The following is a 17,567-nucleotide window of genomic DNA, read 5'->3' as shown; positions in this document are numbered from 1 at the left end:
TCGTCCCGTCCCCGTCAGTGTCCCAGCCGGCGGCACGGGATCGCGCCGGCGGGCCCCCTCCTCCGGGGGAGAGCGGGAGAACACCCGGCCCAGCACTCCAGAACGCCGCCCGGCCGGCCGATGGACAGCGCGTGCGGAGATCCTCGGACGAGCCGGTGGCGCGCGACGTCGCCTCTCCACGGGCGATGGCCCACACCCTCGCGCTGTTCTTCGTCGCCGGTGGCTGTGCCGCCGTCCTGGCCGCCTCGGGCGGCACCGACCATGCCGGTCGCCGGTGGGTCGTCGCCGGGGCCGGGCTGCTGGCCGTCGCCGTGGGCACGGCGCTCTTCCGCTGGGGTCCCCGTCGGACGCGCGTCGTCCTGGGCGGGCTGGTGACGGTCGGATGCGGCCTGATCAGCCTCGTCGTGCTGGTCAGCCCCGACTCGACGACCGCCGTGATCTGCGGGTCCATCAGCGCATTCGTCGGGGTCATCGCCTGCTTCTTCGCCGACCGCCGGGTCGCGGTGGCCCACGTGGCGACCGCCGTCGGCGGCACCTCCGCGGCGCTCCTGCTCCGCGGTGACGCGCCGGTCGTCACCGCTGCGGCGCTGGCGGTCGTCGTCTCCACCCTGGCGGTCGTCACGCGGACGCTGGTCGTGCGCGCCTCCGACGCCGAGTCCGACGCGCTCACCGGGCTGGCCAACCGCCGCGGTTTCGACGAGGCGCTCGCCGAGCAGGTGCGGCGGCCCGGCGTCCTGTCGGCGGGGCTGCTGGACCTCGACCACTTCAAGCGGACCAACGACACCGCCGGCCACGAGGCCGGTGACCGACTGCTGCGCCGGGTCGCCGACGGCTGGCGACGGGAGTTGCCGCCCGGCGTCCTGCTGGCCCGGCACGGCGGCGACGAGTTCGCCGTGCTGATGCCGGGCCTTCCCGGCCCCGAGGCGCTGGCCGTCGTCCGGCGGCTGTGCGCCCTCGTCCCGGACGTGGGCGTCTCCGCCGGGGTGGCCGAGCGCTGCGCCGGGGACACCGCCGCCCAGCTGATGCGCCGGGCCGACCTGGCGCTCTACCAGGTCAAGGCGGACGGTCGCGGGGCAGCGGCGATGCACCCGGTGGACGTCTGCGACGCCACGGTCACCTGACTGCGCAGGAGACCGGGCCGAGCCGGCTCAGGCGGGGCGGGTGCCGGTCATCGTCGCGAAGGCGATGACGTTGTCCTCGTAGCTGCGCGCGCCGGAGTCGAAGTCGCCGCCGCAGGTGATCAGCCGCAGCTGCGCGTCGTCGGTGTTGCCGTACACCTCGAGAGTCGGGAAGTCGTCCTTCGGGTGCACCTCCACCCGGTCGACGGCGAAGACAGCGACAGTGCCGTCCTCGCGGGTCACGGTCACCTCGGCGCCGGGCTCCAGCGCGCCGAGGTCGAAGAAGATGCCCGGGCCGTGCTCGGCGGAGTCGACGTGCCCGAGGATGACGGCGGGTCCGACGGCGCCGGGTGCCGGTCCTCGCTGGTACCAGCCGGCCTTGTCGTCCGGCCCGAGCGGCGGGACCTCCACGGTGCCGTCGTCGTTGAGGTCCAGGCGCAGCAGATCGCTGGTCACGTCGATGGCCGGGACGCTGACCGAGACCGGGGCAGCCACCTGCTCCGGAGGGGCGGACGGCCCCGCGGCGCCGGCTGCCGGCCTCGTCGGGGAGGCGGGCGCCGGGATCGCGGGCTGCGACCGGTCGCTGCTCGCCGCCGGGGTGGGGGCCTGCTGCTGCCCGGTCACCGCCACGACGATGGCGACGACGGCCACGACCGCCAGTGCGACGGCCAGTGCCATCCACGTGCGGGTGCTCGGACGGCGGCTGCTCTGCTCGGTCACGCGAGTCCTTCCGGTTCGACGGAGAAGGGGCCGGGGCCGTGCGGGAGTCGATCCTCCCGCACGGCCCCGGATGCCGGATCAGGCCTGCTCGGCCTGACGACGGCGGTAGGCCAGCGCACCGGCGGCGGCCGCACCGGTCAGCGCGAGCGCGCCGATGCCGAAGGCAGCCTGCTGCTCGGTGCCGGCAGTGCCACCGGCGCCGGTCTCGGCGCCACCGGCGGGGGCGGCGCCCATCTGGGCGGCCTTCAGCGGGCCACAGGCGGCGGGGGCGGTGGCCTCCATGGGCAGCGACGGGTCGAGGTCGCTCTTGATGTCGCCGTCGTAGGCGCCCGAGCCGTCCTTGTCGATTCCGTGCAGGACGAGGACGGCGGTGCCGGCCTCGAACGCGGCGTGCACGTCAGGAGTGATCTCGAAGGTGCGCTCGTAGTTGATCGAGCCGCCCTCGGCGGTCGGGAAGCGGTCGACGGCCAGGCCGCTGTCCGGGCTGGTGTCGCCCTCGGTGGTCAGCGACGTGCCGATGGCGCCGTAGTACTTGGCGGCCTCGGTGACGCTGACGAAGCCGTCCTTGTCCGCGTCGTCGGCCAGGTCGTTGGTCGGGCACTGGCCCAGCGCGCCGATGTGGAAGTGCTGCGCGTGCGGGGAGCCGGCCAGCAGTCCGGAGGCCTTGATCATGACGGTGGCCGTGTTGCCGTCGATCGTCACCATGCCGGTGCCGTCGACGCCGGAGGAGTTCACGGCGCCGAGGTCGGCCTGGTAGCTGTGCGGGCCCTCGTGGGCGGACGCCGCGTTCATGCCGAGCAGGGGGAACGCCGCGGCGGCGAGCGCGACGGTGGGAAGGGCGAGTGCCTTGCGCATGGTGTGCTCCAGTTCTCGGAGGGGACTGACCGGGCCCCGCGGACGGCTCCCCCGGCAGCAGCTCTCGCTGCCACCTCCGTCCTGACCCGCACCGCATTCGGCGCCGGCTCCCGGATCGGTTCACTCCCCGGGAGAACTCCGAGGTCAGGACCCAACCGGTTGGGCCTCCGGGTGCGAACACCTGGCATGACTGCTTCGCGATCCGCCGGTCGAGAGCGCTCCCGGCGACGGGTGGGGCTGCTCGGTCTGGCGACGGCCGCACTCGTCGTGGGCGCCGCACCGTCGGTGGCCCTGGCCCACGACGGCCTGGTGAGCAGCAGTCCGGCGCCGGACGGCGTGGTGGCCACCGCGCCGGCCACGGTCGAGCTCGACTTCACCGGGGAGCCGCTGCCGTTGGGCACGCAGGTGCTGGTGACCGGGCCGGACGGCGCGTCGGTGTCCGAGGGGCCCGCCGAGATCCGCGACACCGCCGTGGTGCAGCCGCTGGCCGATCCGCTGCCGGCCGGCGCCTACCGCGTCGAGTGGCGCAGCACCTCCTCCGACGGTCATCCGCTGTCGGGCACCTACGCCTTCACCGTCGCCGGACCGGCCACTGCGGCCGAGCCCGCCGACGGGAAGGCCGAGCCCGCCGACGGGAAGGCCGAGCCCGCCGACGGGATGGCCGAGCCCGCCGACGGGGTGGCCGAGGCCGCCGCGTCCGCCGAGGCGGACGACACCTCCCTGCCGGCCGTCTACCCGCTGGCCGGCATCGGACTGCTCGGTGCACTCGGCGTCCTGACCGCGCGCCGGCTGCGCAGGCGGCCGTGACCCGCGGCGGACCTGCGGCCCTCGTCGCGGCGGAGCCGCGCCCCGCGGCGCCCGACGTGCAGCCGGGCGGCCGCCTGCCCTGGACGGCGCCCGCGCTCGCCGCCACCGGGGTCGCACTGGTCGCCGTCGTCCTGGTGGCGCTCTCCATCGGCGGTGGCGGCCCGGACGGCGGGCGCGGCCTGGGCGGTCCCGGTGCCCTGGTCGAGGGGCTCGCGCCGATCGTCACCCTGGCCGCGCGGATCGCCGCGGTGGGCACCGTCGGCACCATCGTCCTCGCCGCCGTGCTGCTGCCCGGCACCCCCGAGGCCCGACGGGCGCTCGCGGCCGCCTCGACGTGGGCCCTGGTCTGGACGGGGGCCACCGCGCTCGGCGCCCTCCTCACCGTCAGCCTCCTGGTGGGCCGCTCACCGGCCTCCCTGCCCTGGTCCTCGCTGCAGGTCTACCTGCTCGACACCGGAGCCGGCCGCGCCACGCTGATCGTGCTGGCGCTCGGCGCGGTCCTCGTCCTGGCCGCGCGGCGCAGCCGCAGCACCGGAGGAGCGTGGCTGCTGCTGGGCGTCGCGGGAGCGGCGCTGCTCGTCCCCGTCGTCCTCAGCGGGCACTCCTCGGCCGCGGAGGACCACCTGGCCGCCGTCACCACGATCGGCGCCCACGTCCTGGCGGCGGCCGTCTGGGTCGGCGGGCTGCTGGCGCTGCTCGTGCACGGCCGCGGCACTGCGTCGACGGCGACCGCGGCCGCCCGGTTCAGCGGTGTGGCCCTCGTCTGCTTCCTGCTCACCGCCGTCACCGGCGTCCTGGCCGCCTGGTTCGTGCTGGGCGGCACGGAGGAGCTGCTCGCGGCGTTCGGCACGGGCTACGGCTGGCTGCTGGTGGGCAAGACCGCCGGCCTGGTCGCCCTCGGCGTCCTCGGCCGGCAGCACCGCCGGCGCACCCTCCCCCGCCTCCGCGCCGGCCTCCCCGGCAGCTTCCGCCGGTTCGCCGCCGGAGAGGTCCTGGTCATGCTGGCCACCGTGGCCCTCGCGGTCGGCCTGGCCGGCTCGCCGCCCCCGGCGGGCGCCGCACCCGTCCCCGGCACCGCGGCCCAGGAGCCGGCCGCCCCGGCAGGCGCGGCGGCCGACCCGATGGCCGGTCACGACCACGGCGAGCTCTCGGTCGGCGTGCTCGTCGACGAGGAGCGCTTCCACGTCGCCGCCCCGGTCACCGGCGGTTCCCGGGTGAGCGTGTTCAACGGGACCGACCAGGACGTGACCCTGACCGCGGAGGACGGCGCGTTCGACGTCGCCGTCCCCGGGGGCAGCCTGCTGACCTTCCAGGCCCCGGAGCAGCCGGGCGAGTACCGGTTCGCCAGCCGTCACGACGCCGGCTTCACCGACGTCCTCGTCGTCCGCGGGTGACGTGATGGAACGGCCCGGGTCCCGAGGCTCGCCCTGAGCTTGCGAAGGGTGAGGGGGACCCGGGTCCTTCTACTCGTCCTCGGTGCGGTAACCGAGGTTCGGCGACAGCCAGCGCTCGGCCTCGTCCACGGTCCAGCCCTTGCGGGTGGCGTAGTCCTCCACCTGGTCCCGGCCGACGCGGCCGAGCACGAAGTAGCGCGACTGCGGGTGCGAGAAGTACAGCCCGCTGACCGCCGCGCCGGGCCACATGGCCATGCTCTCGGTGAGCTCGATGCCGGTGTTCGCCTCGACGTCCAGCAGCTCCCAGATCGTCTGCTTCTCGGTGTGCTCCGGGCAGGCCGGGTAGCCCGGAGCCGGCCGGATCCCGCTGTACTTCTCGGCGATCAGCGACTCGCTGTCCAAGTGCTCGTCGGGAGCGTAACCCCAGAACTCCCTGCGCACCCGCTCGTGCAGCCGCTCGGCGAAGGCCTCCGCCAACCGGTCGGCCAGGGCCTCCAGCATGATCGCGCTGTAGTCGTCGTTGTCCTTCTTGAACGCCATGACCCGGTCGGCGGAGCCGAGGCCGGCGGTGACGGCGAAGGCACCGACGTAGTCGCGCAGCCCCGTCCGCTTCGGCGCGACGAAGTCCGCCAGGGACTTCCGGGGCGAGCCGTCGCGGCCCTCGGTCTGCTGCCGCAGCTGGTGCAGGACCGTCCGGATCTCGCCGCGTGACTCGTCGGTGTAGACCTCGATGTCGTCGCCCTCGACCTGGTTGGCCGGGAAGAGCCCGAAGACGCCGCTGGCCCGCAGCCACTTCTCGGCGACGATCTGGTCCAGCATCTGCTGGGCGTCGTCGTAGAGCCGACGGGCGGCCTCGCCGGTGGTCGGGTTGTGCAGGATGTCGGGGAACCGGCCGCGCATCTCCCAGGCGTTGAAGAACGGCTGCCAGTCGATGTAGCCGCGCAGCTCCTCCAGCGGGTAGTCGGAGAACGTCTTCACGAACTGCGTCGCGGCGTGCTGCCGGTGGTCGCAGCCCTCGCCCGAGCACGTGTCGAGCGCCTGCTGCAGGAGCATCCGCGGCCGCGGCGGGGAGTAGTCGTCCCAGTCGATCGGCGTGGCCGCGGCCCGCGCGGCGGCGATGGGCAGCAGCTTCCGGCTGTCCTGCCGCGCGGCGTGCCGCTCGCGCAGCGCCGCGTAGTCGGCGTCGGTCTCGGCCAGCAGCTTCGGGCGCTGCTCGTCCGACAGCAGGGCGGCGACCACCGGCACCGACCGCGAGGCATCCTTCACCCAGATGACCGGCCCGTGGTACTTCTGCGCGATCTTCACCGCGGTGTGCGCGCGGGAGGTCGTCGCCCCGCCGATCAGCAGCGGGATGTCGAAGCCCTGCCGCTCCATCTCCGTGGCGAGGGTGACCATCTCGTCCAGCGACGGCGTGATCAGCCCGGACAGGCCGATGACGTCGGCGCCCTCGAGCTTGGCGGCGTCCAGGATCTTCTGCGGCGGCACCATGACGCCGAGGTCGACGACGTCGTAGTTGTTGCACTGCAGGACGACGCCGACGATGTTCTTGCCGATGTCGTGGACGTCGCCCTTGGCCGTGGCCATGACGACCTTGCCGTTGGTGCGCTCGGCGTCGCCGGGCTGCTTCTCGGCCTCGATGTAGGGGATGAGGTGGGCGACGGCCTTCTTCATCACCCGGGCGGACTTGACCACCTGCGGCAGGAACATCTTGCCCGCGCCGAACAGGTCGCCGACGACGTTCATGCCGTCCATCAGCGGGCCCTCGATCACCTCGATCGGCCGGCCGCCGCGGGCGGCGATCTCGGCGCGCAGCTCCTCGGTGTCGCTCTCGGCGAACTCGTCGATGCCCTTGACCAGCGCATGGGTGATCCGCTCCCCCACCGGCAGCGACCGCCACTCCTCGGTGGCGACCTCCTTGACCGACCCGTCACCGGCGAAGTCACCGGCGATCTCCAGCAGGCGCTCGGTGCTGTCGGGGCGGCGGTTGAGGATCACGTCCTCGATGCGCTCGCGCAGCAGCTCGGGCACCTCGCTGTAGACCTCGAGCTGGCCGGCGTTGACGATCGCCATGTCCAGCCCGGCCGCGATCGCGTGGTACAGGAAGACCGAGTGGATCGCCTCGCGCACCGGGTTGTTGCCGCGGAAGGAGAAGGAGACGTTCGAGACGCCACCGGAGACCAGGGCGCCGGGCAGGTTCCGCTTGATCCAGCGGGTGGACTCGATGAAGTCCAGGCCGTAGTTCGCGTGCTCCTCGATGCCCGTGGCGACGGCGAAGATGTTCGGGTCGAAGATGATGTCCTCGATCGGGAACCCGACCTGCTCCACCAGGATGTCGTAGGCGCGCCGGCAGATCTGCGTGCGACGCGCCAGGTTGTCGCCCTGGCCGTCCTCGTCGAAGGCCATGACGACGACGGCGGCGCCGTACTTGCGGCACAGGCGCGCGTGGTGGACGAACTTCTCCTCGCCCTCCTTGAGGGAGATCGAGTTGACGATCGCCTTGCCCTGGATGTTCTTGAGGCCGGCCTCCATCACCTCCCACTTGGAGGAGTCGACCATCACGGGCACCCGGGAGATGTCGGGCTCGGCGGCGATCAGCTTCGTGAAGCGGTCCATCGCCTCGACGCCGTCGATCATCCCCTCGTCCATGTTGATGTCGATGACCTGCGCGCCGGCCTCCACCTGCTGCCGGGCCACGGTGAGCGCCGTCGGGTAGTCACCGGCCTTGATCAGGTTCCGGAAGCGGGCCGAGCCGGTGATGTTGGTGCGCTCGCCGACGTTGACGAACAGCGAGTCCTCGTCGACGGTCAGCGGCTCCAGGCCCGACAGCCGCAGCGCGGGCCGCGCCTCGACCGGCACGCGCGGCGCCCGCCCCTCGACGGCCCGCGCGATGGCGGCGATGTGCGCCGGCGTGGTGCCGCAGCAACCGCCCACCAGGTTCACGAAGCCGCTCTCGGCGAACTCGCCGACGATCGCGGCGGTCTCCTCCGGCGCCTCGTCGTACTCCCCGAACGCGTTGGGCAGCCCGGCGTTGGGGTAGCAGGACACGAACGTGTCGGCCACCCGCGCGATCTCGGCGATGTAGGGCCGCATCTCCTTGGCGCCGAGCGCGCAGTTGAGGCCCACCAGCAGCGGCTTGACGTGCCGCACGGAGTGCCAGAACGCCTCGGTCACCTGGCCGGACAGCGTGCGGCCGGAGGCGTCGGTGATCGTGCCGGAGATGAACACCGGCCAGCGGCGTCCGCGCTCCTCGAACAGCGTCTCCAGGGCGAAGATCGCCGCCTTGGCGTTCAGCGTGTCGAAGATGGTCTCGATCAGCAGCGCGTCGGAGCCGCCGTCGACCAGGCCGCCCGCCTGCTCGAGGTAGGCCTCCACCAGCTGGTCGAAGCTGACGTTGCGGGCGCCGGGGTCGTTGACGTCGGGCGAGATCGACGCCGTCCGGCTGGTCGGCCCGATGGCGCCGACGACGTAGCGCGGCTTCTCCGGCGTGCGCGCCGTCATGGCGTCGGCCTCGGCGCGGGCGAGCTGCGCGGAGGCGACGTTGAGCTCGTAGGCCAGCTCCTGCATGCCGTAGTCCGACAGCGAGATCGTCGTGGCGTTGAAGGTGTTGGTCTCCACGAGGTCGGCACCGGCCTCGAGGTACTCGCGGTGGATCGCGGCGATGATCTGCGGCTGGGTGATGCTCAACAGGTCGTTGTTGCCCTGCACGTCGCTCGGCCAGTCGGCGAAGCTCTCTCCGCGGTAGCCGGCCTCGTCGGGCCGGTCGCGCTGGATCGCCGTCCCCATGGCGCCGTCGAGGACGAGGATGCGCTGGTTCAGCAGCTCGGTGAGCTCGGCGGTGACATCCGGACGAACAGTGGGTGACTCGGACACAGGATTCCCCAGTGGGTCTCTCGATGGGCGTGCGGGCCTCGCGCTCCGTCACCCCGGCGGGCTGGCCCAGGCCTGGGCGTTCCCGATGTCAGCGGCCATCGTCTCACCTCGGCGACGGCGCGCACAGCAGGGCCGGTCAGCCGGGCCGTGCGCGCGTCCGCGGCGGACGGATCGACGTAGGCTGGCAGGGGTGACCGATCCGATGTCCAGCACCGATGACCTCCCGCAGCTCACCGACCCGGTGGTCGTGGTCGCGTTCGAGGGCTGGAACGACGCCGGGGACGCCGCGACGGGGGCCGTGGAGCACCTCGAACTGATCTGGGACGCCAAGCCCCTGGCCGCGCTGGACCCCGAGGACTACTACGACTTCCAGGTCAACCGGCCCACGGTCTCGCTGGTCGGCGGCGTGAGCCGGCGCATCGAGTGGCCCACCACCCGCATCTCCGTCGCCCGCCCCGAGGGGCTGGAGCGAGACGTCGTCCTGATCCGCGGCATCGAGCCGAACATGCGCTGGCGCAGCTTCTGCGAGGAGCTGATCGAGATCCTGCACGAGCTCGACGCCGGGATGGTCGTCGCGCTGGGCGCGCTGCTCGCCGACACGCCGCACACCCGCCCCACCCCGGTGACCGGCTCGGCCTACGACACCGACTCCGCCCGCGCCTATGCGCTGGAGACCTCCCGCTACGAGGGGCCGACCGGCATCCTCGGCGTCTTCCAGGACGCCTGCGTGCAGGCCGGCCTGCCGGCGATCAGCTTCTGGGCGGCGGTGCCGCACTACGTGTCGCAGCCGCCGTCGCCGCGCGCCACCGTCGCCCTGCTCCAGCGTGTCGAGGAGGTCCTGGAGACCACGGTTCCGCTGGGCGCCCTCCCCCAGCAGGCCGACGAGTGGGTCAAGACCGTCGACGAGATGGCCAACGAGGACGCCGAGGTCGTCGAGTACGTCCGCTCGCTCGAGGAGCGGGCCACCGAGGTCGACCTGTCGCAGGCCAACGGCGACACGATCGCGCGGGAGTTCGAGCGCTACCTGCGCCGCCGCGGCTCGGGCCCCGCCGGCGGAGCCTGAGCCCTGGTCCCACGCGTGGCGTGCCCCGCACGCGGTGGCAGAGCCCTAGGTTGCCGCCATGGATCCCGGCTTCCCTGAGCTCCCCCTCGTCATGGTCATCGCGATGGGCGTCTTCGGGGTCGTCTTCCTCGGCGTGGTCGCCGTCATCGTGACGACGGCGGTGCGCAGCCGACGGGTGCTCCGCGACGCCGGGCTCGACCCGGTGGCGGCACCCGCCCAGCTCGCGGCCCGACTGGCCCAGGGGCCGCTGGGCCGCCCGGCGACGACCCTGGAGACCCGGCTGGCCGAGCTCGACGACCTGCGCCGTCGCGGCCTGATCACCCCCGAGGAGCACGCGTCCGCCCGCCGGACGGCGCTCAGCGACCCCCGCTGACCTGCTCCTCCGCCAGCCGCCGGACAGGGGCGGCGCGCTGCTCCAGCAGCCGCCGGAGGTAGGGCGCGAGGAAGGCCCGACCGATCAGGGCACCGGCCGGGCCGGGCGGCGCCTCGAAGTCCATGCGGTCGGTCATCGGGGTCCCGCCGCCGGGGAGCGGCTGGACGAGGTGCTCGTGCCGCATCCGGCGGAAGGGCCCGCGCACCTGCTCGTCGACGAACCGGTACGGGCGCTCGAAAGCGGTGATCCGGCTGGTGAGCCGCCAGGGCACCTCGGGGGCGGCACGCACCACCGTGACCACCTCGACCAGCACGGTCAGCCGGTCGGCAGCAGGGGCCGCATTCGCGACGCGGCGTCGGCGTCGAAGAGCCGGTCGTGGGTGGCGAGGGCGAACCGGTCGGTCATGCCCGACACGTAGTCCACGACCTGGGTGAGCGGCTCGGCCTCGGTGTCGCGGTAGGACGCCGGGATGAGCTCGGGGTGGGCGAGGTGGTGGTCGACCAGCCGGCGAATCACGTCGACCGCCACGTGCTTCTGCCCCGCGGCGACGTCGGAGGCGTAGACGCGGGCGAACATGAAGTCGCGCAGCTCGTGCATCGCCTCCAGCGCCTCGGTGGACATCACCACCGCGCCCGCGGTGTTCCCCGCCGACGTCGACCCGTCGACGACGGCGTCGATCATCGCGCCCACCATCTGGCTGCCCGGCTGCCCGAAGACGGCGACGGCGCGGGCGGGCAGGTCGGTGGCGCGGATGACCCCGGCGCGCGCGGCGTCCAGCGCATCGTGGGAGAGGTAGCCGATCCGGTCGGCGTAGCGCACGCACTCGGCCTCGCGGGTGGCCGGCGGCGGGTCGATCTTCCAGCTGTGCGCCCGGATGCCGTCGCGCACCTCCCAGGTGAGGTTGAGGTCCTCGAGCACCTCGACGATCCGCACCCCCTGCGCGGCGTGGTGCCAGCCGCCGGGCACGTAGGGGTCGAACGCCTCCTCGCCGATGTGCCCGAACGGCGAGTGGCCGACGTCGTGGCCGAGAGCGATCGCCTCGGCCAGTGACTCGTTGAGCCCCAGCGCGCGGGCCAGCGAGCGGGCCACCTGGGTGACCTGCAGCGTGTGGGTGAGCCGGGTGACGAAGTGGTCACCGTCGGGGTTGAGGAAGACCTGCGTCTTGTGCTTGAGCCGGCGGAAGGCCTTGGCGTGCAGGATCCGGTCCCGGTCCCGCTCGAACGCCGTGCGCAGCGCGTCCTCCGGCTCGGGGCGGGCCCGGCCGCGGGAGGCGGCCGCGCGCGCAGCGGACGGGGCCAGCTGCTCCTCGGCCCCCTCGCGTGCGGCGCGGTCGGTCAGCCGGAACGGGCCTGCCGGCGTCCCGCTCATCCGCAGTCGCCGAGGTCGACGCCGAGGAGCGCGTCGACGGCGTCGCAGATGATCCGCGGGGCCTGCTCCTCGAGGTCGTCGCTCCCCCCGGCCAGCGTCCGCGCCGCCCAGTCGTCGACCAGCGCGATCGCACCGGGGCTGTCGAGGTCGTCGGACAACCGCTCCCGCAGACCGTGCAGCACCGCGCCGGCCGGAGCGCCCGCGTCGCGGGCGACGGCACGCCGCCAGGTGCCCAGCCGCCGCTCGGCGGCGCGCAGCAGGTCGGCGGTCCAGGCCCGGTCGGTGCGGTAGTGCCCGGACAGCAGTGCCAGCCGGATCGCCATCGGGTCCACGCCCTCGCCGCGCAGCTTGGAGACGAACACCAGGTTGCCCCGGCTCTTGCTCATCTTCTCGCCGTCGAGACCGATCATCGCCGCGTGCACGTACGCCTTGGCGAACGGCTTGGTGGCGGTGAGCGCCTCGGCGTGGACGGCGGAGAACTCGTGGTGCGGGAACACCAGGTCGCTGCCGCCGCCCTGGACGTCGAAGCCCATGCCGATGGTGTCCAGCGCGATGGTGGCGCACTCGATGTGCCAGCCGGGTCGTCCCTCGGCGCCGCGCGGCCCGGGCCACGTCGGCTCGCCCTCGCGCCGGCCGCGCCACAGCAGCGGGTCGAGCCGGTTGCGCTTGCCGGCGCGGTCGGGGTCTCCCCCGCGCTCGGCGAAGAACCGCAGCATCGTCTCCTCGTCGTAGCGGGACTCGCTGCCGAAGCCGGGCGCCTGGGCGACGTCGTGGTAGACGTCGCCGGTGCCGTCGTCGAGCACGTAGGCCAGGCCCGCGTCGAGCAGCTGCTCGATCTGCGCCACGATCATCGGGATCGCCTCCACGGCGCCCACGTAGTCCTCCGGCGGCAGCACCCGCAGCGCCGTCATGTCCTCGCGGAACAGCGCCGTCTCCCGCATGCCGAGCACGACCCAGTCCTCGTTGTCGCGGTCGGCCCGCTCGAGGAGGGGGTCGTCGATGTCGGTGACGTTCTGGACGTAGTGGACGGCGTGGCCGGCGTCGCGCCACATGCGGTTGATCAGGTCGAAGGCCAGGTAGGTGGCCGCGTGCCCGAGGTGCGTCGCGTCGTACGGGGTGATGCCGCAGACGTACATGCGCGCCGTGCGGTCGGGCGTCGTCGCGACGATCTCGCCCCGGGCGGTGTCGTAGACCTTGAGCACGGGGCCGGTTCCGGGCAGGGTCGGCAGCAGCGGAGCGGGCCAGGAGAGCACGGTAGGAGCCTAGAGCGCTGGTCCGACGGGCTCGGGCCCGGCGGGCGCAGGAGGAGGAGCGATGGAGCTCGACGAGTACCTGCCGGCCCTGCGGCGGAGGAACGCGCGGTTCGCCGACGCCGCGGCCGAGGCGGTCCTGGCCCGTGGCTGGGCCGCCCCGGTGCCCGGCTGCCCCGGCTGGACGCTGGCCGACCTGGTCTGGCACCTCGCCGAGGTGCAGCACTTCTGGGCCTGGGTGGTGCGCACGCGCGCCGTGGACCTCTCGACCTACGTCCAGCCCTCCCGGAGGCCGGACGACGAGCTGCTCGGCTACATCGGCGCGCAGGGCGCCGAGCTGGAGACGGCGCTGGCCGGCGCCGACCCCGCCGAGCGGGTGTGGACCTGGGCGCCGCGGAAGGACGTGGCCTTCGTGCTGCGCCGTCAGCTGCAGGAGGCGACGGTGCACACGGTCGACGTCGAGCAGGTGCTGGGCGACGTCCGGCCGATCCCGCCCGACGTGGGCCTGGACGGCCTGGACGAGTGGCTGGAGCTGATGGTGCCCGGTGCGCTGCCGCAGGGGCCGCCGGAGGGCGCACACCCGGTGGTCTTCCACGCCGTGGACGCCGACGTCGAGCGCACGCTCTTCGCCGGCTCGCGGCCGTTCCCCATCGCAAGCCTGACCGGCACCGCCGGTGACCTGCTGCTCGCCGCCTGGCGCCGGGTGCCGCTGGAGGTGCTCACCGTGGACGGCGACGGCCTCCAGGCCGCCGCGATGATCGCCCTGGTGGACCTCGAGTAGCTACTGCTCCCTGCGCCTGGAGTTCTCGCGCGACACCTCGCGGGCCAGCAGCAACGCGCTGACCATGGCCAGGAACCCCAGCGTCCCGCCGACCCAGTCCCCGGCGGTCTCCCCGACGAGCAGGCTCAGCAGGACTTTTGCGACGAGCCCGGCCAGCCACAGGCCGACCGGCACCTTCCACGTCCTGACGCGGGGCATGCCACCTCCTCTGGTGCTCGTTGCGGGGCGGCACGTTACGGGTTCAGGGCCAGGTGACGGCGTGGCGCTCGAACTCCTCACCCGTCTGGATGCCGACGACGCAGAACACCAGCCCGGCCGGGTCGAGCAGCTGCCAGAACGAGCCCATGTCCCGGTGCCGTCGTGCTCCGAGTGCCTCCAGGCGGGCGACCTCGGCGGGGATGTCGTCGGTCTCGACGTCCACGTGCCAGCGTGGCGCCGTCCCCTCGCCGGTCCGCTGGACCTCCACGTGCCAGCCGTCGGCGAAGGAGCCGAGGGACGCCCACGTGTCGTCGTCGGGATCGGGCGTGGCGGAGCGGCCGGTGGCACCTGCCCAGAAGTCCCGGCCGGCGGCATGGTGCTCCGGCGGCAGGTCGAGCAGCAGGATCGACAGACGGCTCCGATGCGGCATGCGTTCCTCTTGTCGCCCTCCGGGCTCCGACCGCGATCAACGCCCGTCCCCACCTGCGTGGAGCCCTTCCTCGCCGCGCCTCGGGGAGCCTCCGGCCCCCACTCGACGCGACGACCCCGCAGGGCGGCTCCGCGCCCCGCCTCGGGGAGCCTCCGGCCCCCGCTCGGCGGAGCGCTAGAACGGCGGCCAGGGCAGGGCGGGCCAGTCGCCGCTGGGCTCGGGGTGCCGCCCGGAGCGCAGCAGCTCGGCCACCCGCCGCTGGGTGCAGCGCACCTCGGCGCGGGTGAGGTGCTCGTGCAGCTGCTCCCCGAGATCGCCCCGCAGGTCGTCACCCAGCCGCTCCAGCACCTCCAGCGCCTCGGCGGGCAGCCGGCTGCCCGCCCAGCGCCACAGCAGGGTGCGCAGCTTCGGGTCGACGGAGAAGCAGATGCCGTGGTCGACGCCGTACACGTGGCCGTCGGGCATCGGGATGATGTGGCCGCCCTTGCGGTCGGCGTTGTTCACCACCGCGTCGAACACGGCCATGCGGCGCAGGGCCGGGTCGTCCCGGCGGACGAAGGCGGCCAGGTCGATCTCGGGATCGCAGTCCATCCACAGCTGCACCATGCCCGGGCCGAACGGGCCCTCCCGGAGCACGGTGGGCGGAACCACCCGCCAGCCGGTGGCGTCCGAGACCAGGAAAGCGGAGATCTCCCGGCCGGCGAGCGTGCCGTCCGGGAAGTCCCAGAGTGGTCGCTCCCCCGCCACCGGCTTGTAGACGCACTCGGCGGCGAGCTCCCCGTGCCGGATGGCGCCGACCAGCGTCACGTTGGACGCGTCGAGCATCCGCCCCTCGAGGTCGATGACGCCGTGGGTGAGCAGCTCGTGGGCTTCGGCGTCGTCGGTGGGCGGGCGCAGGTCGGAGGCCTCGGCGGGCAGCTCGCTCATCGCCGGCCGCCGTTCAGCGGCGGTAGCCGTTCTGCCGGGGGCACACGTGGCCGACCGGGTCCAGCGGGAGCGAGCACAGCGGGCAGGACGGGCGGCCGGCGGCGACCACGCGGCGGGCCCGCGCGATGAAGGCCCTGGCCGCCTGCGGGGTGATGGTCACCCGCAGCGCATCGGGGCCCTCGTCGCTGTCGGAGAGGATCGCGTCCTCCTCGATCGGCTCCTCACCGGCGGCCACGGCCTCGACGACGACGGCCTCGGCGGTGCCGTCCCAGGCCAGGCCCATGGCGGCGACGCGGAACTCCTCGTCGACCGGGGCGGTCAGCGGCTCCAGGTCGTCGACGTCGGCCTCGGGCGGGATGACGCCGCTGGCCCGGTTGCTCACCTCGTCGAGGAGGTCGTTCATCCGGTCGGCGAGCACCTGGACCTGGGTCTTCTCCAGCGCGACGCTCACCGTGCGGCCGCTGTCGTCGCTGGCCTGGAGGTAGAACGTCCGGTCCCCTGGCTGACCCACCGTTCCGGCGACGAAGCGGCTGGGGCGGTCGAAGAGATGGACCTGACGGGGCACGCGCCCAGGTTACGCGGGCGCGGCGACCACCCGCCGGGGACGAGCCGGTGGGAAAAGCCGACGTCAGGCAGGCGCGCCCGCGCCGCCGCCCACGACGGCGTCGGAGGAGGCCTTGCGCCGGCGGCCCTTCCGCGGGGTGCGGATCAGCGCCGAGACGTCGCCGCCGTTGTCGTTGATCCGGGACACGAACGGCCGGGTGTCGGTGTAGGTGACGACGGAGATCGACGCCGGGTCGACGACGATCCGCTGGAAGGAGTCCAGGTGCAGACCGAGCGCGTCGGCGAGGATCGCCTTGATGACGTCGCCGTGGCTGCAGGCCAGCCAGACGGCGTCGGGCCCGAGCCGGGCGTTCCAGTCGCGGACCGCGGCCACCGCCCGCGCCTGGGTCTGGGCCAGCCCCTCCCCCTCCGGCCCGGGGAACACCGCGGCGGAGGGGTGCTGCTGGACGACCTTCCAGAGCGGCTCCTTGGCCAGCTCCTTGATGGTGCGGCCGGTCCAGTCGCCGTAGCGCGCCTCACCCAGCCGGTCGTCGGCCTGGAGCTCCAGCTCCCGCCCGGCGAGCACCGCGCCGGCGGTCTGCCGGCAGCGCTCCAGGGGGCTGCTGACGACAGCGGCGAGCGGCACCTTGGCCAGCCGCTCCCCCACCGCCCGCACCTGCGCCGAGCCGGTCTCGTCCAGGTGCACCCCCGGCATCCAGCCGGCGAGCACGCCGCCGGCGTTGGCGGTGGTGCGGCCGTGCCGCAGGAGGATGACCGTCGTCAACGGGCTCGCCTCCTCGACCGGCCGGCGAGCAGGGGCCCGACGCGAGCGTGCGAGCGGTGGGGGGCTCGGGGGTCCTTGTGCACGCTCCGGAGCCTATGCGCCCGGGTCCGGCCGCCGGTCGCGTCAGCTCGCGCCGGACGCCGGGTCCAGGACGCCGGCGAACACCAGACCGAGGATCAGCAGGCCGAGCACGATGCGGTAGACGACGAACGGCGTGAAGCTGCCCCGGTCCAGGTAGCGCAGCAGCCAGGCGATGACGGTCAGCCCGACACCGAAGCCGATGACCGTGGCCAGGATGGTCGGCCCCCAGGACACGCCCTGGCCCGCGACGTCGCCGGTGAGCGCCTCGTAGGCCTGGAAGAGCCCCGAGCCCAGGACGGCGGGGATGGCCAGCAGGAACGAGTAGCGCGCCGCGGCCGCCCGCGAGTAGCCGAGGAACAGCCCGGCGGTGATCGTGCCGCCCGAGCGGGAGACGCCCGGGATGAGCGCCATGGCCTGGGCGAACCCGTAGCCGATGCCGTGCGGGACGGTGAGCTGGTCGAGCTGTCGCCGCTTGGCGCCCACTCGGTCGGCCCAGAAGAGGATCAGCGAGAAGAGGATCAGCGCGGTGGCCACGATCCGCAGGTCGCGGAACGTCGTCTCGATGTCGTCCTGGAACAGCAGGCCGAGGACGACGATCGGCACGCTGCCGATGATGATCAGCCACCCCATGCGGGCGTCCGGGTCACCCTTCCGGCGGCCGCCGAGCGACGCCAGCCAGGCGGTGATGATCCGCCAGATGTCGTGCCGGAAGTAGAGCAGGACGGCGGCCTCGGTGCCGATCTGGATGATCGCGGTGAACGCCGCGCCCGGGTCGTCCCAGCCGATGGCCTCCCCGACCACCCGCAGGTGGGCGCTGGAGGAGATCGGCAGGAACTCGGTGAGCCCCTGCACGAGCCCCAGGACGATCGCCTCGATCCACCCCATGTCAGCGCGCTCCGCGGCGAGGGACGGCGACCGGGCGGGACGGGGAGCGTTCAGGCACGACCGGGAACCTTAGGCGGCCCGTCGGCCGACCGCGCCGCGGCGCCCCGAGCGACCGGTGGT

The 17,567-nt window shown here is 73.8% G+C and carries 18 protein-coding genes; 6 read left to right on the top strand and 12 right to left on the bottom strand.

Translation table 11 applies throughout. From position 1 onward, the window contains the following. Nucleotides 1-131 precede the first annotated feature (131 nt). Nucleotides 132-1,121 (top strand): diguanylate cyclase domain-containing protein, encoded by a 990-nt coding sequence (locus tag GCU60_RS08210; protein WP_163204079.1) that lies wholly within the window; start codon nt 132-134, stop codon nt 1,119-1,121. Nucleotides 1,122-1,148: 27 nt separating this feature from the next. Here the strand turns inward: GCU60_RS08210 and GCU60_RS08205 are convergent, their stop codons facing one another. After that, on the bottom strand, nt 1,149-1,838 hold the full coding sequence (locus GCU60_RS08205) for a class F sortase (protein WP_345770477.1): 690 nt from the start codon (nt 1,836-1,838) through the stop codon (nt 1,149-1,151). Nucleotides 1,839-1,916: 78 nt separating this feature from the next. Continuing rightward, a complete protein-coding gene (locus GCU60_RS08200; protein ID WP_163204077.1) occupies nt 1,917-2,693 on the bottom strand; it encodes a hypothetical protein in 777 nt (258 codons plus the stop codon). Nucleotides 2,694-2,879: 186 nt separating this feature from the next. Between GCU60_RS08200 and GCU60_RS20985 the strand changes: the two genes are divergently transcribed. Continuing rightward, nucleotides 2,880-3,500 (top strand): copper resistance CopC family protein, encoded by a 621-nt coding sequence (locus GCU60_RS20985; protein WP_163204074.1) that lies wholly within the window; start codon nt 2,880-2,882, stop codon nt 3,498-3,500. After that, nucleotides 3,497-4,894: a CopD family protein gene (locus GCU60_RS21545; protein ID WP_163204072.1), complete on the top strand. Its 1,398-nt coding sequence runs from the start codon at nt 3,497-3,499 to the stop codon at nt 4,892-4,894. Before GCU60_RS20985 ends, GCU60_RS21545 begins: the two co-directional genes overlap by 4 nt. Before the next feature lie 69 nt (nt 4,895-4,963). On the opposite strand, the gene metH is transcribed toward GCU60_RS21545, so the two are convergent. Continuing rightward, entirely contained in the window at nt 4,964-8,764 is a 3,801-nt protein-coding gene (gene metH / locus GCU60_RS08185; protein WP_163204070.1) for a methionine synthase, read from the bottom strand. Between the two features lie 190 nt (nt 8,765-8,954). Here metH and GCU60_RS08180 point away from each other — a divergent pair, with 190 nt between their 5' ends. Together GCU60_RS08180 and GCU60_RS08175 are read left to right on the top strand one after the other, a co-directional pair. Further along, the gene (locus tag GCU60_RS08180) at nt 8,955-9,827 is read left to right on the top strand and encodes a PAC2 family protein (protein WP_345770476.1); all 873 of its coding nucleotides are present in this window, start codon (nt 8,955-8,957) and stop codon (nt 9,825-9,827) included. 58 nt (nt 9,828-9,885) lie between these two features. After that, the gene (locus GCU60_RS08175) at nt 9,886-10,200 is read left to right on the top strand and encodes an SHOCT domain-containing protein (protein ID WP_163204068.1); all 315 of its coding nucleotides are present in this window, start codon (nt 9,886-9,888) and stop codon (nt 10,198-10,200) included. On the opposite strand, the gene GCU60_RS08170 is transcribed toward GCU60_RS08175, so the two are convergent. The 3 genes from GCU60_RS08170 to mshC are packed head-to-tail and all read right to left on the bottom strand — an operon-like array spanning nt 10,184 to nt 12,821. Continuing rightward, a complete protein-coding gene (locus tag GCU60_RS08170; protein ID WP_204261675.1) occupies nt 10,184-10,513 on the bottom strand; it encodes an SRPBCC family protein in 330 nt (109 codons plus the stop codon). The genes GCU60_RS08175 and GCU60_RS08170 overlap by 17 nt on opposite strands. Before the next feature lie 2 nt (nt 10,514-10,515). Beyond that, nucleotides 10,516-11,568, bottom strand: a complete 1,053-nt coding sequence (locus GCU60_RS08165; RefSeq protein WP_163204066.1) for an HD domain-containing protein — start codon at nt 11,566-11,568, stop codon at nt 10,516-10,518. After that, entirely contained in the window at nt 11,565-12,821 is a 1,257-nt protein-coding gene (mshC, locus tag GCU60_RS08160) for a cysteine--1-D-myo-inosityl 2-amino-2-deoxy-alpha-D-glucopyranoside ligase (protein ID WP_163204064.1), read from the bottom strand. Before mshC ends, GCU60_RS08165 begins: the two co-directional genes overlap by 4 nt. A gap of 61 nt (nt 12,822-12,882) precedes the next feature. Here mshC and GCU60_RS08155 point away from each other — a divergent pair, with 61 nt between their 5' ends. Then, nucleotides 12,883-13,599 carry a maleylpyruvate isomerase family mycothiol-dependent enzyme gene (locus GCU60_RS08155; RefSeq protein WP_163204061.1) on the top strand — a complete coding sequence of 239 codons (717 nt, stop codon included), beginning with the start codon at nt 12,883-12,885 and terminating at the stop codon, nt 13,597-13,599. On the opposite strand, the gene GCU60_RS08150 is transcribed toward GCU60_RS08155, so the two are convergent. The 6 genes from GCU60_RS08150 to GCU60_RS08125 all read right to left on the bottom strand — a co-directional run bounded on the left by GCU60_RS08150 (nt 13,600) and on the right by GCU60_RS08125 (nt 17,447). Further along, nucleotides 13,600-13,797, bottom strand: coding sequence for a hypothetical protein (locus GCU60_RS08150; RefSeq protein WP_163204059.1), 198 nt, complete (start codon nt 13,795-13,797; stop codon nt 13,600-13,602). It lies immediately after the preceding gene. A gap of 43 nt (nt 13,798-13,840) precedes the next feature. Continuing rightward, nucleotides 13,841-14,227 carry a VOC family protein gene (locus GCU60_RS08145; protein WP_163204057.1) on the bottom strand — a complete coding sequence of 129 codons (387 nt, stop codon included), beginning with the start codon at nt 14,225-14,227 and terminating at the stop codon, nt 13,841-13,843. Between the two features lie 174 nt (nt 14,228-14,401). Further along, a complete protein-coding gene (locus GCU60_RS08140; protein ID WP_163204055.1) occupies nt 14,402-15,154 on the bottom strand; it encodes an SCO1664 family protein in 753 nt (250 codons plus the stop codon). 13 nt (nt 15,155-15,167) lie between these two features. After that, nucleotides 15,168-15,719: a DUF3090 family protein gene (locus GCU60_RS08135; protein ID WP_163204053.1), complete on the bottom strand. Its 552-nt coding sequence runs from the start codon at nt 15,717-15,719 to the stop codon at nt 15,168-15,170. A gap of 63 nt (nt 15,720-15,782) precedes the next feature. Beyond that, nucleotides 15,783-16,481, bottom strand: coding sequence for a histidine phosphatase family protein (locus tag GCU60_RS08130; RefSeq protein WP_163204051.1), 699 nt, complete (start codon nt 16,479-16,481; stop codon nt 15,783-15,785). Nucleotides 16,482-16,604: 123 nt separating this feature from the next. Next, on the bottom strand, nt 16,605-17,447 hold the full coding sequence (locus GCU60_RS08125; RefSeq protein WP_163204049.1) for an undecaprenyl-diphosphate phosphatase: 843 nt from the start codon (nt 17,445-17,447) through the stop codon (nt 16,605-16,607). Nucleotides 17,448-17,567 lie beyond the last annotated feature (120 nt).

This window comes from Blastococcus saxobsidens (genome assembly GCF_010682065.1).
Taxonomy (GTDB): Bacteria; Actinomycetota; Actinomycetes; order Mycobacteriales; family Geodermatophilaceae; genus Blastococcus; species Blastococcus saxobsidens_B.
The sequence above is the reverse complement of the archived record's forward strand: the minus strand, read 5'-3'. Positions and strand labels throughout refer to the sequence as shown.

Bases quoted from the DNA above. Each gene is read 5' to 3' on its own strand.
- GCU60_RS08155 (WP_163204061.1), top strand. From the start codon at position 12,883: ATGGAGCTCGACGAGTACCTGCCGGCCCTGCGGCGGAGGAACGCGCGG.
- GCU60_RS08145 (WP_163204057.1), bottom strand. From the start codon at position 14,227: ATGCCGCATCGGAGCCGTCTGTCGATCCTGCTGCTCGACCTGCCGCCG.
- GCU60_RS20985 (WP_163204074.1), top strand. From the start codon at position 2,880: ATGACTGCTTCGCGATCCGCCGGTCGAGAGCGCTCCCGGCGACGGGTG.
- GCU60_RS08200 (WP_163204077.1), bottom strand. From the start codon at position 2,693: ATGCGCAAGGCACTCGCCCTTCCCACCGTCGCGCTCGCCGCCGCGGCG.
- GCU60_RS08150 (WP_163204059.1), bottom strand. From the start codon at position 13,797: ATGCCCCGCGTCAGGACGTGGAAGGTGCCGGTCGGCCTGTGGCTGGCC.
- GCU60_RS08165 (WP_163204066.1), bottom strand. From the start codon at position 11,568: ATGAGCGGGACGCCGGCAGGCCCGTTCCGGCTGACCGACCGCGCCGCA.
- GCU60_RS08125 (WP_163204049.1), bottom strand. From the start codon at position 17,447: ATGGGGTGGATCGAGGCGATCGTCCTGGGGCTCGTGCAGGGGCTCACC.
- GCU60_RS08175 (WP_163204068.1), top strand. From the start codon at position 9,886: ATGGATCCCGGCTTCCCTGAGCTCCCCCTCGTCATGGTCATCGCGATG.
- GCU60_RS08140 (WP_163204055.1), bottom strand. From the start codon at position 15,154: ATGAGCGAGCTGCCCGCCGAGGCCTCCGACCTGCGCCCGCCCACCGAC.